This window comes from Curvibacter sp. GW821-FHT09D12, assembly GCF_059416245.1.
The window spans coordinates 122,267-136,940 of record NZ_JBWKOU010000003.1 but is presented as its reverse complement, the minus strand read 5'-3'; the positions used below and the strand labels follow the sequence as shown (position 1 = coordinate 136,940).

Annotated in this window: 17 protein-coding genes; 8 read left to right on the top strand and 9 right to left on the bottom strand. The window is 64.1% G+C overall.

Annotated elements, in window-relative coordinates; all coding sequences use genetic code 11:
• Position 1: 1 nt before the first annotated feature.
• Positions 2-496, bottom strand: a complete 495-nt coding sequence (locus AC07PT_RS05565) for a phage tail protein (protein WP_494656062.1) — start codon at positions 494-496, stop codon at positions 2-4.
• A 25-nt stretch (positions 497-521) separates the two neighbouring features.
• Positions 522-1,040: a phage tail protein gene (locus AC07PT_RS05560; RefSeq protein ID WP_494656061.1), complete on the bottom strand. Its 519-nt coding sequence runs from the start codon at positions 1,038-1,040 to the stop codon at positions 522-524.
• Positions 1,041-1,195: 155 nt separating this feature from the next.
• Between AC07PT_RS05560 and AC07PT_RS05555 the strand changes: the two genes are divergently transcribed.
• Positions 1,196-1,603, top strand: coding sequence for a DUF6916 family protein (locus AC07PT_RS05555; protein ID WP_494656060.1), 408 nt, complete (start codon positions 1,196-1,198; stop codon positions 1,601-1,603).
• On the opposite strand, the gene AC07PT_RS05550 is transcribed toward AC07PT_RS05555, so the two are convergent.
• Together AC07PT_RS05550 and AC07PT_RS05545 are read right to left on the bottom strand one after the other, a co-directional pair.
• Positions 1,590-2,114 carry a GNAT family N-acetyltransferase gene (locus tag AC07PT_RS05550; RefSeq protein ID WP_494656059.1) on the bottom strand — a complete coding sequence of 175 codons (525 nt, stop codon included), beginning with the start codon at positions 2,112-2,114 and terminating at the stop codon, positions 1,590-1,592. The genes AC07PT_RS05555 and AC07PT_RS05550 overlap by 14 nt on opposite strands.
• Positions 2,111-2,437 (bottom strand): DUF6916 family protein, encoded by a 327-nt coding sequence (locus AC07PT_RS05545; protein ID WP_494656058.1) that lies wholly within the window; start codon positions 2,435-2,437, stop codon positions 2,111-2,113. The genes AC07PT_RS05550 and AC07PT_RS05545 overlap by 4 nt, the downstream gene beginning before the upstream one ends.
• A gap of 149 nt (positions 2,438-2,586) precedes the next feature.
• Here AC07PT_RS05545 and fabI point away from each other — a divergent pair, with 149 nt between their 5' ends.
• Positions 2,587-3,390, top strand: a complete 804-nt coding sequence (fabI, locus tag AC07PT_RS05540) for an enoyl-ACP reductase FabI (protein ID WP_492345436.1) — start codon at positions 2,587-2,589, stop codon at positions 3,388-3,390.
• Between the two features lie 124 nt (positions 3,391-3,514).
• Positions 3,515-4,447, top strand: a complete 933-nt coding sequence (locus AC07PT_RS05535) for a DNA ligase (RefSeq protein WP_494656057.1) — start codon at positions 3,515-3,517, stop codon at positions 4,445-4,447.
• A gap of 96 nt (positions 4,448-4,543) precedes the next feature.
• Here AC07PT_RS05535 and AC07PT_RS05530 read toward each other — a convergent pair whose 3' ends face one another.
• Positions 4,544-6,814: an Orn/Lys/Arg family decarboxylase gene (locus AC07PT_RS05530; RefSeq protein ID WP_492345434.1), complete on the bottom strand. Its 2,271-nt coding sequence runs from the start codon at positions 6,812-6,814 to the stop codon at positions 4,544-4,546.
• 161 nt (positions 6,815-6,975) lie between these two features.
• Between AC07PT_RS05530 and AC07PT_RS05525 the strand changes: the two genes are divergently transcribed.
• Together AC07PT_RS05525 and AC07PT_RS05520 are read left to right on the top strand one after the other, a co-directional pair.
• Positions 6,976-7,401, top strand: coding sequence for an NfeD family protein (locus tag AC07PT_RS05525; protein ID WP_494656056.1), 426 nt, complete (start codon positions 6,976-6,978; stop codon positions 7,399-7,401).
• A 52-nt stretch (positions 7,402-7,453) separates the two neighbouring features.
• Positions 7,454-8,365: an SPFH domain-containing protein gene (locus AC07PT_RS05520; protein WP_019576615.1), complete on the top strand. Its 912-nt coding sequence runs from the start codon at positions 7,454-7,456 to the stop codon at positions 8,363-8,365.
• Between the two features lie 132 nt (positions 8,366-8,497).
• Here AC07PT_RS05520 and AC07PT_RS05515 read toward each other — a convergent pair whose 3' ends face one another.
• The 3 genes from AC07PT_RS05515 to AC07PT_RS05505 form a co-directional block, all read right to left on the bottom strand.
• Positions 8,498-9,025 (bottom strand): hypothetical protein, encoded by a 528-nt coding sequence (locus tag AC07PT_RS05515; protein ID WP_494656055.1) that lies wholly within the window; start codon positions 9,023-9,025, stop codon positions 8,498-8,500.
• Complete coding sequence (locus tag AC07PT_RS05510) at positions 9,022-10,143, bottom strand: MGDG synthase family glycosyltransferase (protein ID WP_494656054.1); 1,122 nt, start codon at positions 10,141-10,143, stop codon at positions 9,022-9,024. The genes AC07PT_RS05515 and AC07PT_RS05510 overlap by 4 nt, the downstream gene beginning before the upstream one ends.
• A gap of 243 nt (positions 10,144-10,386) precedes the next feature.
• The gene (locus AC07PT_RS05505) at positions 10,387-10,941 is read right to left on the bottom strand and encodes a BON domain-containing protein (RefSeq protein ID WP_492345430.1); all 555 of its coding nucleotides are present in this window, start codon (positions 10,939-10,941) and stop codon (positions 10,387-10,389) included.
• 234 nt (positions 10,942-11,175) lie between these two features.
• Here AC07PT_RS05505 and AC07PT_RS05500 point away from each other — a divergent pair, with 234 nt between their 5' ends.
• Positions 11,176-11,931, top strand: a complete 756-nt coding sequence (locus tag AC07PT_RS05500; RefSeq protein ID WP_492345429.1) for a carbonic anhydrase — start codon at positions 11,176-11,178, stop codon at positions 11,929-11,931.
• 123 nt (positions 11,932-12,054) lie between these two features.
• Positions 12,055-12,357 carry a cupin domain-containing protein gene (locus tag AC07PT_RS05495; RefSeq protein WP_492345428.1) on the top strand — a complete coding sequence of 101 codons (303 nt, stop codon included), beginning with the start codon at positions 12,055-12,057 and terminating at the stop codon, positions 12,355-12,357.
• Positions 12,358-12,401: 44 nt separating this feature from the next.
• Here the strand turns inward: AC07PT_RS05495 and AC07PT_RS05490 are convergent, their stop codons facing one another.
• Positions 12,402-13,601, bottom strand: coding sequence for a serine hydrolase domain-containing protein (locus AC07PT_RS05490; RefSeq protein ID WP_494656053.1), 1,200 nt, complete (start codon positions 13,599-13,601; stop codon positions 12,402-12,404).
• Between the two features lie 114 nt (positions 13,602-13,715).
• Here AC07PT_RS05490 and AC07PT_RS05485 point away from each other — a divergent pair, with 114 nt between their 5' ends.
• The gene (locus AC07PT_RS05485; protein ID WP_494656052.1) at positions 13,716-14,618 is read left to right on the top strand and encodes a LysR family transcriptional regulator; all 903 of its coding nucleotides are present in this window, start codon (positions 13,716-13,718) and stop codon (positions 14,616-14,618) included.
• Positions 14,619-14,674: the final 56 nt, after the last annotated feature.

Below are 14,674 nucleotides of genomic sequence, written 5' to 3'. Positions count from 1 at the left end.
CTCAGTTTTGGGAAGGAAAAATACCTTGCAGCGCGATCACCGCCGCCAGCACCAGATACGGTGCCATGTTGTTGTGGGGTTGGCTGCCGCCCACGTTGGCAAGCGTGGCCGAATTGAGCACGGTGTCCCCGCTGTCTGCATAGCGGCCGCGGGCGGCCGCCAGGGCATTGCCCACCGGCGAGGCCTGACGACCTGTCGAGGTGGAGGCCATCAACGCATGCGTGTGCGTGGGCATCTCGCCCGAGGTGACGGTATGCAACATCTCACCACCACGCTGCCCCAGGGTGTAGCCGTTGCCCATGTGTACGGGACTGCGCCCCTGGAGATCGGGCAGGCCAAAGTTCACTCGTCCATCGCCGCCATAAGTCGTTCCCAGCAATGAAAAAGCGGCCTGGTTCTGGTTGATCGGCAACAACTGGCCATTGCACAAGGCCCAGCCTTTGGGAGGAAAGTTGAAGGCAACCAGCTTGACTTCGCACATGAACGGATCGGACATTGCAAGACCCCGAGAAAACGACTGATCAGATCTGACTGGGAAAGATCCCAAACAGGGAGATGATGAAATTGATGCACAAATAGGGCGGCAGGTTGTCGTGCGGTTGACCGCCACCATCTGCACCAACGCTGTCCACACGCAGGGCAGATCCTGAGGGGGTGCCGTTGTTGAATGCCTGAAGGTCGCGGTCGCGTGCCAAAACGGCATTGGCCGGCGAAGCCGAATAGCCCGGAGTTCCAGACACTGCCACCGGATGGCTGTGAGAAGGGATCTGCTGAATGCTCAGCGTCTCGGTCTCGGTGCCGGCCACTTGCCCAATGACGAAACTCTGGCCTTGGAGTGTTCCTTGGTGGATGGGTACCCGCCCGCGCAGATCGGGCAGTCCAAATGTCTGCTGGCCGTCACCGCCGTAAGTGGTGCCGATCAGATTGAACAAGGTCTCGTTCTCGGAAATTGGAACGATGGCCCCGTCACAAAAAGCCCAACCCACAGGGGCAAAACTGCCAGCGAACATGCGTATCTCACCGACATATGGATTGCTCATGGGCAACAGCCTCCCGTTTGAATTGACATTTTGTGACGCGCCAGATGCAGAAAGCCAGCGCGTGGAGCTTAGACTCCAGAAACAAAATATTTACACAAAACACAATATAACGTCCAGATGGTTACATTCGGACGCAATTGCCTGTTGAGATGCCCATGAACACCTCGTCTTCCCCCAGCTCCCGCCGTACGTTTCTGCAAACTGCGACCGGTGCGCCGGTGATGGCGCTGGCCTCGGGCGGCCTGGCAGCAGCCCCAGTCTGGCCCCGCAGCAACGGCACCCTGCGACGCAGCGACTTCGAGTCCTGCAGGGGCAAGGTGTTTGTCTTCGAGTCAGAGTCCGGTGGCCCCGGCGTGCAGGCCCGCCTTGAGAAGGTGGAGGCCCTGCCGGGTACCCACCACGCGGATCTGAGTTTCAGCCTGCTGTTTGCACCCCAGGCCGGCGCCACCCTGTCACAGGGCACCTGGCGATTCAGTACCGCCGCAGGCCCGACCGGCCTGATGTTCGTGAGCCCCAACGATGCTCAAGGGCGGGTGGTTGAAGCGGTCTTCAACCGGGGTTGAGCGCGGCGCGGGCGGCCGGGCGGCTCATTCGGGTGTACACACCCTGCTCATCGACGGTGACAAAGCCTCGCCGCTCGTACAGACGACGGGCCGGGTTTTGCTGCTCGACATACAAGCCGCAGCCCATACCGGCCTGATCGGCTTGATCCAGCCACCAATCCAGGATCCGCGTGCCCAGGCCCTGGCCACGCCATTCGGGCAACAGGGCGATGTCCATCAGACCCCAGCGAGCAGGGGCCAGGTCCAGGTACAGCCTGCCCACATCCCGCCCCTGCCAGACAATCACACCCCAATGGCCTTCAGGGTAATGCGCACGGTAGTGGCGCCGCTGCAAATCGAATTGGGAGTGGCAGAACGCCTCGCGCATGGCCTCGGGCCAGGACGTCAGGGCAAGCTCAGGCTCTCTCACGGAGCGGTACAGTTGCCGCAGGAAGGCCTCATCAGTGTCCTGTTCGGGGCGCCAGGCCCAGCCACCGTCGCGCCCATCGGGCCAGCGCTCAATCCAGCTCATGCGTCGACATCGTGGCTGATGCAGGCCTCGTATTGGACACCCAGAGGCGTCCGGCCGATGGCGGTCAGCAGCAAGGCATGGTCGCCCAACTGCGGGTGCTGCAGAACATAGGTGCGCTGCGGCAGAGGCACCTCGTGGCGACGCAGAAAGAAAACGCTGAATTGCTTCAGCCGGCCCTGTGTGGAGGCGGCGCGTATTTCGGTCACTTCAAGCTCAGACTCGGGCCCAGGCTCGAAAGCCGGACGGGCACGCAGCACCGAGCCCAACATCTGTCGCGCCACCGATTCGGTGAGCACGCGTGAAAAAACGGCATCGTCCAGCATGAGAGGCATCGATAAGACGCAGAGGTTGGGTCGCGGGCCAGTATAGCTTTTGTATCCTGACGCATCGTCTATGATGACGCCCCTCGACGCGATGGCGGGCCACAGGTCCGCACAACCAGGCCTTTGGGGCCCTGACCAGGAGAACAAGAATGGGATTTCTCACCGGCAAGAAACTGCTGATCACCGGCGTTCTGTCCAACCGCTCGATTGCCTACGGCATTGCCAAGGCCTGCCATGCGCAGGGCGCCGAGCTGGCGTTCAGCTATGTGGGCGAGCGCTTCAAGGACCGCATCACCGAATTTGCCGCCGATTTCGGCTCAAACCTGGTGTTTGACTGCGATGTGGCCGACGACGCCCAGATCGAGAAGCTGTTTGCCGACCTGTCCACCCACTGGCCGAAGTTTGACGGTTTTGTGCACGCCATCGGCTTTGCCCCGCGCGAGGCGATCGCCGGCGACTTTCTCGATGGTCTGAGCCGTGAGGCCTTCCGCATCGCGCACGACATCAGCGCCTACAGCTTCCCGGCCATGGCCAAGGCGGCCCTGCCCTACCTGAACGACAAGTCGTCGGTGCTGACCCTGAGCTACCTGGGTGCCCTGCGCACGGTGCCCAACTACAACACCATGGGCCTGGCCAAGGCCAGCCTCGAAGCCTCGGTGCGCTACCTGGCCGAGTCGCTGGGCAGCCAGAACCGGGGCCTGCGTGCCAACGGCATCTCGGCCGGACCGATCAAGACCCTGGCCGCAAGCGGCATCAAGGGCTTTGGCAAGATCCTGTCGGTGGTGGCCGAAAACTCGCCGATCCGCCGCAACGTGACCATCGACGACGTGGGCAACGTGGCCGCCTTCTTGCTGAGCGATCTGGCCGCCGGCGTGAGCGCTGAAATCACCTATGTGGACGGTGGTTTCAGCCAGGTGGTCGGCGGCATTGCCGAGCCCGCCGTGGCTGGCTGAGCACCACAATCTCAGGCGGCCCCAGCGCCGCCCTGCCGCGCCCGGGCAGAAGCCCACCGCGCCCGTGCCTGACGGCACCGGTGCGGTGCCGATCGACCTTGATCCCTTCGCACCGGACGCTGCCATGCCCTCTGCCTCTCCCATCTCGCGCCCCCAAGGTGCCTCCACGGCTTCGCGCCATCCAGCACGGCGCCAAACTTTGCTGGCACTCGCGGCCCTGGGTTCGATGGCGCCACATGCCCGGGCCCTGAGCCCTCAACCCGCCCCCGGGCCCCTCATGAAGGCGGGCCGCTACCAGGCTGGCCAGTCGGTGGACGGTTTTCTGGTGAGCGAAAAACTCGACGGTGTGAGGGCGCGCTGGGACGGCCAACAACTCTGGACCCGCAGCGGCCACCGGATCACGCCACCGGCCGACTTCACCGCAGGCTGGCCCGCACTGCCTCTGGATGGCGAGCTGTGGGCCGGCCGGGGCCAGTTTCTGCGCGCCGTGGCCGCGGTACGTGAGGGTGCCGGCAGCGAAGCCTGGACCGGCCTGCGCCTGATGGTGTTTGACACCCCCGACCCGGTGCGGCCCTTTGGCGGCCCGGAGGGTCGCCTGGCCTTGCTGCAGGCGGCGCTGAGCGCATCGCACGCACCGGCCCCCACGGGCCTGCAGGCCCTGCCCCAGCACCCCGTGACATCGACGGCCGACCTGCAATCCTGGCTGGACGAGGTGGTGACCGCCGGTGGCGAGGGGCTGATGCTGCACCGCGCCAGCAACCTCTACCGATCAGGGCGCTCCAACGACCTGCTGAAGTTCAAGCCCTTTCTGGACGCCGAGGCCCGCGTGGTGCAGATCCTGCCCGGCAAGGGCCAGTGGCAGGGCCTGGCCGGGGCCTTGCTGGTGCAGACCACCGACGGGCATCGCCTGCGGTTGGGCAGCGGCCTGTCCGAGGCCCATCGCCGCGCGCCACCGCCCGTGGGCAGCTGGGTCAGCTTCCGCTACCAAGGCCTGCACCCCGGTGGCATGCCACGCTTTGCCAGCTTTTTGCGGGTCATCCCCGACATCGACCTTTGACGCGCGGGGCTCCGGCTCGCAAAAAGGCCCCGCCTCCTGTTTGGAGGGCGGGGCCTTGGTTCATGTGCCGCAGGCCTGCGGCTCAGCGGACCGGTCTCAAGCGCCTTGTTTGACGCAATCGGCAAAGTAACGCATGTGACCGTCTGCGTCTTCTTCCTCGACCAGGCCGTGGATGTCGGTCTCGAAGCCCGGGCACTGAGCGTTGAACTCGCGCGAGAACTTGAGGTAGTCGACGATCTTCTTGTTGAACACTTCGCCCGGGATCAACAAGGGGATGCCCGGCGGGTAAGGTGTGACCAGGCTGGTGGTGATGCGGCCTTCGAGGTGGTCGATCTCCACGCGCTCGGTCTTGCGCTGGGCGATGTAGGCATAGGCGTCCGACGGCTTCATGGCCGGGGTCAGGTCGCTGAGGTACATCTCGGTGGTCAGGCGCGCGATGTCGTACTTGGCGTACAGCTCGTGCACGTGCTGGCACAGGTCACGCAGACCCATGCGCTCGTAGCGGCGGTTCTTTTGGCAGAACTCGGGCAGGATGCGCCACATCGGCTGGTTCTTCTCGTAGTCGTCCTTGAACTGCTGCAGCGCGGTCAGCAGCGAATTCCAGCGGCCCTTGGTGATGCCGATGGTGAACATGATGAAGAAGCTGTACAGGCCCGTCTTCTCGACGATCACCCCGTGCTCGGCCAGGAACTTGGTGACGATGCTGGCCGGGATGCCGGTCTTGGCGAACTTGCCGTTCAGATCCAGGCCGGGGGTGACGATGGTCGACTTGATGGGGTCGAGCATGTTGAAGCCGTCGGCCAGCTTGCCGAAGCCGTGCCACTTGGTGGACTTGGCGTCGGCCTTGATGATCCAGTCGGTGGCGCGGCCGATGCCGTCGTCCACCAGCTTGTCGGGGCCCCAGACCTTGAACCACCAGTCCTTGCCGTACTCATCGTCCACCTTGCGCATGGCGCGGCGGAAATCGAGTGCCTCGGCAATGCTTTCTTCCACCAGCGCGGTGCCGCCGGGCGGCTCCATCATGGCGGCGGCCACATCGCAGCTGGCGATGATGCTGTACTGAGGGCTGGTGCTGGTGTGCATCAGGTAGGCCTCGTTGAACAGGTGGCGGTCCAGCTTGGTGTTCTGCGAATCCTGCACCAGCACATGGCTGGCCTGGCTGATGCCGGCCAGCAGCTTGTGGATGGACTGGGTGGCGTACACCACGCTCTCCTTCGGGCGCGCGCGCTTCTTGCCCATGGCGTGGTAGGGGCCGTAGAAGGGATGGAAGGCCGCGTGCGGCAGCCAGGCTTCGTCAAAGTGCAGGTTCTCGACATAGCCGTCGAGCATGCCCTTGATGGTCTCGGTGTTGTACAGCACGCCGTCGTAGGTCGACTGGGTGATGGTCAGGATGCGCGGCTTGACCTTTTTGGCATCCACCCCCTTGAGCAAGGGGTTGGCCTTGATCTTGGCCTGGATGGACTCGTGGGTGAACTCGCTTTGCGGGATCGGGCCAATGATGCCGAAGTGGTTGCGCGTCGGCTTCAGGAACACGGGGATGGCCCCGGTCATGATGATCGAGTGCAGGATGGATTTGTGGCAGTTGCGGTCCACCACCACCACGTCGCCGGGCGCCACGGTGTGGTGCCACACCATCTTGTTGCTGGTGCTGGTGCCGTTGGTGACAAAGAAGCAGTGGTCGGCATTGAAGATGCGGGCCGCATTGCGCTCGCTCTCGCCGATGGCGCCGTTGTGGTCCAGCAACTGGCCCAATTCTTCCACCGCATTGCACACGTCGGCGCGCAGCATGTTCTCGCCAAAGAACTGGTGGAACATCTGGCCCACCGGGCTTTTCAGGAAGGCCACGCCACCCGAATGCCCCGGGCAGTGCCAGGAGTAGGAGCCATCTTCGGCATAGTCGAGCAGGGCCTTGAAAAACGGCGGCTGCACGCCTTCCAGGTAGCTCTTGGCCTCGCGGATGATGTGGCGCGCCACGAATTCGGGGGTGTCCTCGAACATGTGGATGAAGCCATGCAACTCACGCAGGATGTCGTTGGGCAGGTGGCGTGAGGTCTTGGTTTCACCATAGATGTAGATCGGCACATCCAGGTTCTTGCGCCGCACCTCATCGATGAAGCTGCGCAAATTGACGACGGCCGGGTCCAGGTCGGGGCCCGGCGTGAACTCTTCATCGTCGATCGACAGGATGAACGCGCTGGCCCGGCTTTGCTGCTGGGCGAACTGGCTCAGGTCCCCATAGCTGGTCACCCCCAGCACCTCGAACCCTTCAGACTCGATCGCCTGTGCCAGCGCACGGATGCCCAGGCCCGAGGTGTTTTCAGAGCGGAAGTCCTCATCGATGATGACAATGGGGAAGCGAAATTTCATGCAGACCTCCGGAAGCGGGAGTGGGGCTAAAAAGGGCGTGGATCACGGAAACAGGCGCGAAGTGTAAGGAATATTGGGGGCGCCCTTTTGACACCCCCTGTTTTTCACCCAGAATGTGGTGTCAGCAAGACATCATCATGGCTGGCCTGGGAGAAGAAATCATGACCCCGATCACCCTGTGGTGGATTCTGGCCGGAGCGGCCGTCGTTGCCGAGCTGTTGACGGGCACGCTCTACCTCCTGCTGCTGGCCGCCGGACTGGCCACCGGCGCCTTGGCCGCCTGGCTGGGTGCCGGCACCACCAGCCAGTTGCTGCTGGCTTCGGCCGTGGCGGGCGCGTTGATGCTCGCCTGGCACCTGTGGCGCCGCCAGCACCCCAAGGACCGCCCCGCCAGCCAGAACCCCGACGTGAACCTGGACCTGGGCCAGACCGTGCAGGTGGCGCACTGGCAGGCCGACGGCAGCGCCACCACCCAATACCGCGGCGCACAATGGGCCGTGCAATTGCAGGCTGGCCAAAGCGCCCGCCCCGGGCCGCAGCGCATCGTCGAAGTGCTGGGCAGCCGACTGATCGTTGCCCCCATCTGAAACGCTCCCTCCCGTTCCACTTCAGCCCTCCTCCACCAGCCCAGGGAACCCCATGGAATTCGCCCTCGTCATCGCCGTCATCGTGGCCATCTTCATCGCCCGCTCCATCAAGATCGTGCCCCAGCAGCACGCCTGGGTGGTTGAGCGCCTGGGGCGCTACCACAGCACCCTCACGCCCGGCCCCAAGCTGCTGATCCCCTTCGTGGACAACGTGGCCTACCGCCACAGCCTCAAAGAGATTCCGCTCGATGTGCCCAGCCAGATCTGCATCACCCGCGACAACACCCAGCTGCAGGTCGATGGCATCCTGTACTTTCAGGTCACCGACCCGATGCGGGCCAGCTACGGCTCATCAAACTACATCATGGCGGTCACGCAACTGGCCCAGACCTCACTGCGCAGCGTGATCGGCAAGCTGGAGCTCGACAAGACCTTTGAGGAGCGCAACATCATCAATGCCCAGGTGGTCGCCGCCATTGATGAGGCCGCCCTGAACTGGGGGGTGAAGGTGCTGCGCTACGAGATCAAGGACCTGACTCCGCCCAAGGAGATCCTGCACGCCATGCAGGCCCAGATCACGGCCGAACGCGAAAAGCGGGCCCTGATCGCCGCCTCGGAAGGCCGCCGGCAAGAGCAGATCAACATCGCCACCGGCGAACGCGAGGCCTTCATTGCGCGCTCGGAGGGCGAAAAACAGGCCGCCATCAACAAGGCCCAGGGCGAGGCCGCCTCCATCACGGCGGTGGCCGACGCCACCGCGCAAGCCATCGAACGCATTGCCACCGCCATCCGCCAGCCCGGCGGTGAACAGGCCGTGCAGCTGAAGGTGGCCGAACGGGCCGTGGACGCCTACAGCCGAGTGGCCACCGACGCCACCACCACGCTGATCGTGCCCAGCCACATGGGTGAACTGGCCAGCCTGATCGGTTCAGCCATGGCCCTGGTCAAGCAGAACAAGGGCTGAGACGACCCAGACCATCGATGACAAAGACAGGGTTTTCCCCGCGAGCACTGGACAAAGCTGTGGACAAGCCGTGCCCTTGGGCTTGAAAGCAAACGCAAGTCATTGATTTGACTTGACTTGCACTGCCTGTTTTCAAGGCAGTGGTGTGACAGGCAGCGCTTTTGGTGCACCGATGGCCTTGAACGAGAGCCAGAACAACACAATGGCCACGGCCGAGAAGGTCCAGTAGTCGGTCGGGGCCCACCCCCACCAGTGCTTTTGCCAGGGCACGTTCTGCGGATCGAAGCGGGCCAGCCCGAAATCGGGGTTGAACACAAACCACAGAAAATCTTCCATCACCCAGAACTGCATGATGCAGGCCAGCGCCCGGGCCTGAAGACGCCATGACCAGGTCTGCACAAAGGCCAGCGGAAAATGGAACATCAGCACCATGAAGGAGAAGATCCAGGCGTGGTAGCCCGTCATGGCCCGACCGCCCCAGAAGATGTCGAGCAGCCAATGCTGCTCGATGCGCCAGGTGGGCAAGGCCGCCGCCCAGCCTGCCCCGCCTTCGATCTGGATCTCGACCTGGGCAAAAAAGAAGGCCAGCACGGCCACCCAGGCGATGGTGAGCCAGGGCCGCTCGGTGGCCTGCCCCTGCAGGCTGGGCTGCGCGCTCACGACAGCACCCTGGCCAGCACCCGCTGCGCCGCGTCGGGGCGGCCCAACGCGCGACTGCGCTCGCGCATGGCGGCCAGCAGCGACGGTTGATCGAGCAGGCGCCGCACACGGTATTCCAGCGTCACCCCATCGAAGGCCTTGAGCGCCACGCCCTGCTCCAGCAGGTAGTCGGCATTGCGCTCCTCCTGGCCCGGAATCGGCGAATTGACGATCATCGGCAAACCCATGGCCATGCACTCGGAGGTGGTCAAGCCACCGGGTTTGGTGATCACCAGATCCGCGCAGGCCATCAAGCGCTCGACCACGCCGGTGAAACCTTGCGGAAAAAGTCGACCCGGGTGTTGCTGGGCCAGGCCCTGCAGGCTGGCCAGGGCCTGCAGATTGCGGCCGGCCAGCACCACCAGCTGAAAGCGCTGCTCCAGGCGCATCAGTCGCTGGGCAATGGTCTCCAGGCTGCCCACGCCGGCCCCACCGCCCATCAGCAGCAAGGTGGGCTGGCTGGGGTCCAGCCCAAACTCTGCCGCACACGCGGCACGACTGAGCGGCTGCCCAAAGGCCGGCATGATGGGGATGCCCGTCACCTCGATGTTGCGCGCCAAAATGCCCTGGGCCTGCATGCGAAAAGCCACTTCGTCATTGGCGGCAAAGTAACCCGCCATGCCTTCATGCACCCACAGGCGGTGCAAATCGAAATCGGTCACCTGCACCCACACCGGGCAGGCAAGCTCACCCAGGTGGATCTGGCGCGCCAGCATCTCGGCCGGCAGAAAGTGGGTGCAAATGATGGCGTCGGGCTGAAGGGCCCGGATCTGACGGCGCAAGGCCCGCGCATTCATGCGCTCCAGGGCGCGGCGCAGGCGCTCCAGGGAGCTGTCGGCCTTGGCCTCATGGGTGTGGTTGTACAGGTAGCCCCACAGCGTGGGCGCCTTGTCGACCAGCTTGACGTAGAAATCGGTGTAGACCTTGCGAAAGCCCGCCGTCACAAAGTCCATCGCGTCCAGGTGCACCACTTCGGCCACCTCGGCATGCTGCAGCGCACAGGCCCGGATGGCCTCCGCGGCCCGCACATGGCCCATGCCGGCCGACACGCTCATGATCAGGAGTTTCTTGGCTGGCATGGAAGGCCGGGGTTCAGGTAGGGGGACATGGCAATGGCACGAAAATGACACAAGGGCATTTCGACGAAACGGTCGATCCTGGAGCCTAGGGCCCGCACATGACAACAGCATTTCCCCAGGCAATCGCTTGAGGGGCACCACAGGTCTCCAGGCGGCAGCCCTTGATGGCGTCACGGCGGGCCTCGATCCGGCACTCGGTCGAGGCGAGGGCCGACCGCCCAGTGCTCTGCAGGGCAAGGCGCATCAGGGTGACGGCCCAGCCACCGGATAGGGTACTGGCGCGCCTGCCCCAACCCGCCATTGGCCGACAACGGCCTCCACATCGTCAATGCCCTGGATGGCCTGCTCCAACGCCCTGCCCTGCGCCTCTGAACTCACACAACCGAACACAAACACCCAGCGGCGCTGGCCCAGAACCCAGAGGCTGGTCCCCCAAAACCGATCATCTTGCTGAATGAACTGGCGCACCCTGGGAATGATCTCGGCGTCGTAAAGGTAGGCATTGGGCAGTCGACAGCGGCCAGAACGGTAGCAACTGGTGCCGCGTTCGGCACGCCAATGAGCCGAATCGCGGGCCTGTGCCGGTGTTTCAACAGGCACGGCCGGTATCGGGCATCCGGCGATGGCCTGGCTGACCTGCAACATCGGGTCATCGGCGTGCCGCGTTGGCTGAGCCGCCGCAGACCCTGCACCCAAGACCGCGGCCAGCCACAGGCCATGCGCGCCGAGAAAGCAGGCCACACCCAGCATGGGCTTGCGGCAAGCCAGCACAAGCCTTGGCAAAAAGCGAACGCCCATGTCTTCTCCTGCTCTGCTCTGGACCGAGGCCCGCCCCGCGATGGGCGGGCGGGTGCAGCCCCGCTGAAAAAAACGGGTCTTTTGAATCGTGTCGGCGACCCCGGATGTTCGACATCACACCAGCCTCGCTTTTGATTGTCCAAATTTGAACCAACCAAGAGTAACATCCACTTACATTTAACCCACTCGTACGCGCATCCCTGAGACCTGCGCCAGCCGAGAAGGAGCCCTCACATGATCCGCCGCCCCACCCTTCAGACACTGTCTGCGAGCATGCTCGCCCTGGCAGCCATCGCAGCCCAAGCCGCCGATACAGCCCCCCACTGGGGCTACGCAGGCCACCATGGGGCCGCGCACTGGGCCGAGATGGACCCCGCATTTGAAAGCTGCGCCAAGGGCTTGCGCCAAAGTCCGATCGACATCAGCACCACGGTCAAGGAGACACTGCCCGCACTCGATTTTCAGTACGGCAGCGCATCCCCGACGCTGGTGAACAACGGCCACACGGTGCAGGTGAACCTGCCCACCGGCAGCAAGCTGAGCGTGGGTGACAAGACCTACGAATTGTTGCAGTTCCATTTCCACACCCCCAGCGAAGAGACCCTGAAGGGACGCCATACCGCGATGGTGGCCCATTTTGTGCACAAAAGCGCTGCCGGCGAACTCGGCGTGGTCGGCGTGCTGATACAGCCTGGCGTGCCCAACAAAGCCTTCGAGCCCGTGTTTGCCCATCTGCCGCGCCCCGGGGAAAAGATCACCGTCGAGGGACTGGAAATCAAACTGGCTGACCTGCTGCCTGCCAAGCAGGGTTACTACGCCTTTGAGGGCTCGCTGACCACGCCACCTTGCTCGGAAGGGGTCAACTGGATGGTGCTCAAGCAACCCATTACGCTGGCACCGGCGCAGATCAAGGCCTTCCGCCGCCTGTTCCCGGCCAACGCTCGGCCCGTGCAACCCTTGCAGGGACGGGTGGTGCACGAGAGCCTCTGAGCTCAAGGCCCTGGCCCCGAACGGGTGCGCAATCCGGTACAAGACTGCCAGGCCTTGGGCCCCTATGCTTGCCATCGGCCTGGCGCACGGTGCGCGGGGCCAGACCGGAGCCTCATTGCACCCATGCCTTCTTTGGACCTGTACCCACTAGCTGCCCAGCTTGAACCAGCCTGGTGCTCCCACATCATTGCGCGCCTGGGCCACAGCCAGATCAAGATCCTGCGCATGGATGGCCGGACCGTCGAAGAAGAAACCCACCCCTATGACGAGGCCTTCTTGGTGCTGGAAGGCCAGCTTCTGCTGACGATTGAAGGGCAGGCCGTCCGCGTCCAGGCCGGTGAGCTCTACACCGTGACCGCGGGCGTTGCGCATGCGGTGGCCAGCGGTAGCTGGGGTTCCTTGCTCATCGTCGATCCGCCAGGCTAAGCCACAAAGGCCTGAGCGGCCAAGCGAAAGCGGGCCCCCCAGATTCAGGACAAGGCGTGCAACAAGGCCTGAACCAAGGCCGAGGTCTCTGCCACACAGGCCGGGTCGATCGGCTCGGCCCAGGCGCTGTGCAGCACCAGCACCATGCGTGAAGCCGGATGGATGTAGATCTGTTGGCCGAAAATGCCCAGTGCCGCGAACAGGGCGGCACTGCGCTGCCCCGGCGCGGGCGGTGGATCGGCAAAGGTCCACCATTGATAGCCGTAGCCCCGGGGGGCATAGCGGGGTATCTGCCCGGGTTGAAGGTGGCGGTGACGGACCACGTCAGTCGAATCGGCCACCCAATCCAGCGGCAAGATGCGACGGCCATCGACCACACCCTGGTTCAGGATGAACTGCCCAAAGCGCCCGAAATCGCGCAATGTGGCGTTCAAGCCGCTGCCAGCAAATTCCAGCCCCTCTTCGGCATCGAGTTGCCACAGCGCATCGCACTCCATCCCCAGCGGGGCCCAAAGCTTGTCAGACAGGTAGTCGCTGAGCGGGCGAGCAATGGCGGCAGAAAGTATCTCGCCCACCAGATAGGTTTCACCGGTGCTGTAGTTGAAGCGCGTGCCCGGTTCCGCCACCTGCGGCAGGTGGGCCATGAACGCCAGCACCCCCCCTTTCTGATCAGCGGCCTGGACGGCCAGCATGCGCCGACGCTCGGACTGGGGGTCGAGGTAGTCCTCATTCCAGCCCACGCCGGAGCTCATCTGCAGCACCTGGCGGATGCTGACCTGCTCGTAGGCCGAGCCCTTGAGAGAACGCACATAGTCCGTCACGGGCTGGTCCAGGCTTTGGATCAAGCCCTCCTGCAGCGCGATCCCCAGCAACACTGAAGAAATCGATTTGGCCACGGAAAAAGAGGGCCATCGGGCTTGGGCATGGTGCCCCCCCGCATAGCGCTCCAGCCGAACCTGGCCGTCCTGGAGCAGCAACAGCCCCGTGGTGCGATTGCGTTGCATGAAATCGTCGATGCCCAGTGCCTGTTCGCCAACGCGGTACTGGAGCGAAAGCCCCGGCCCCGACGGCAGAGGCCGCACCCCGGGACCGCGACAGACCCGACGGGTTGGGTAGACCTGCTCCATCTGCCGGTAACTGTTGAGCTGGACCTCTGCGGGCCAGGTCATCATGTCTTCGAAGCGGCCTATCGGCAGAGGCTCGCCGGGGCGCGGAGAGCCGCATTGATCAGAAGAAGTGGGCATGGATGTCTCGGGCAGCAAGTGACAAAGACCTGATCATCCTGTGCCGAGTTCAGTGATTCAAGCGCAAAATAATCATCCAATTTTTGCAATTTCCTCATACAACGACCTTCAAGCATGGAAAGCCGCAAGTTGCAGCACTTTCTGGCAGTGTGCGAGCATGGCTCGATGCAGCGGGCCGCCGAGCATTGCCACCTCACCCAGTCGGCCCTGAGCCGGAGCCTGGCAGCACTGGCCCAGGAATTGGGCGTGCCCCTGTTCGATGGTGGCAAACGTCGGCTGCAGCCCAGCCGCTTCGGCCTGGCCCTGCAGCAAAGGGCCCAGCGCCTGCTGGATGAGGAGCGTGAACTCAAACGCGAATTGGCCCTGATGAACGCAGGGCAGGCCGGCGACTGCGCGATCGGGTTCAGCCCGACCCCGGCCGAACTGGGCATGGCCCCCTGCCTGGGCTGGCTGGCCGACCAGGCGCCGCAGGTGCACGCCCGCATGGTCATCGGCAGGACAGACGCCTTGCTCAACGATCTGCGCCGCCATGTCCTGGACCTGGCGGTGGTGGATGCCAGCGCCATTCACGACACAGAGGGCCTCAGCATCGAGCTTTTGCGACCCCTGACTGGTGGTTTTGTTTGCCGGGCCGCCCATCCTCTGAGCGCCCTGCCCCAGCCTGGCCTGGCCGATTTGCGCCCCTACGCCGTGGCCTGCTCCCCCTTGAGTGAAGCCTTTGACCGGGAGATCGGCCAGATCCTCGGCAAGCCGCTGCACTCGGGTGACTTGCTGAGCCTGCAGGGCGACAACTACCAGGCCCTCAAGAGCGCAACCCTGGCCTCCAACATGGTGCTGCTGGTGGCGCATGCCGTGGTGCGGGCCGAACTGGACGATGGGCGCCTGATCGCTCTGCCCGCCACCGGTCTGCCGACGCCGGACGGTCGCTATGCCCTGGTACGGACCACCAGCCGGGTCCAATTGCCGGTGATGGCCCCTTTGTGCGACCTGCTGCGCGAGCACATGGCCCGGGCTTGAGGATGAGCAAACGTTGGAGTCAACGGACATTCCGCCACCGGCGTGAGCCGGCCTGT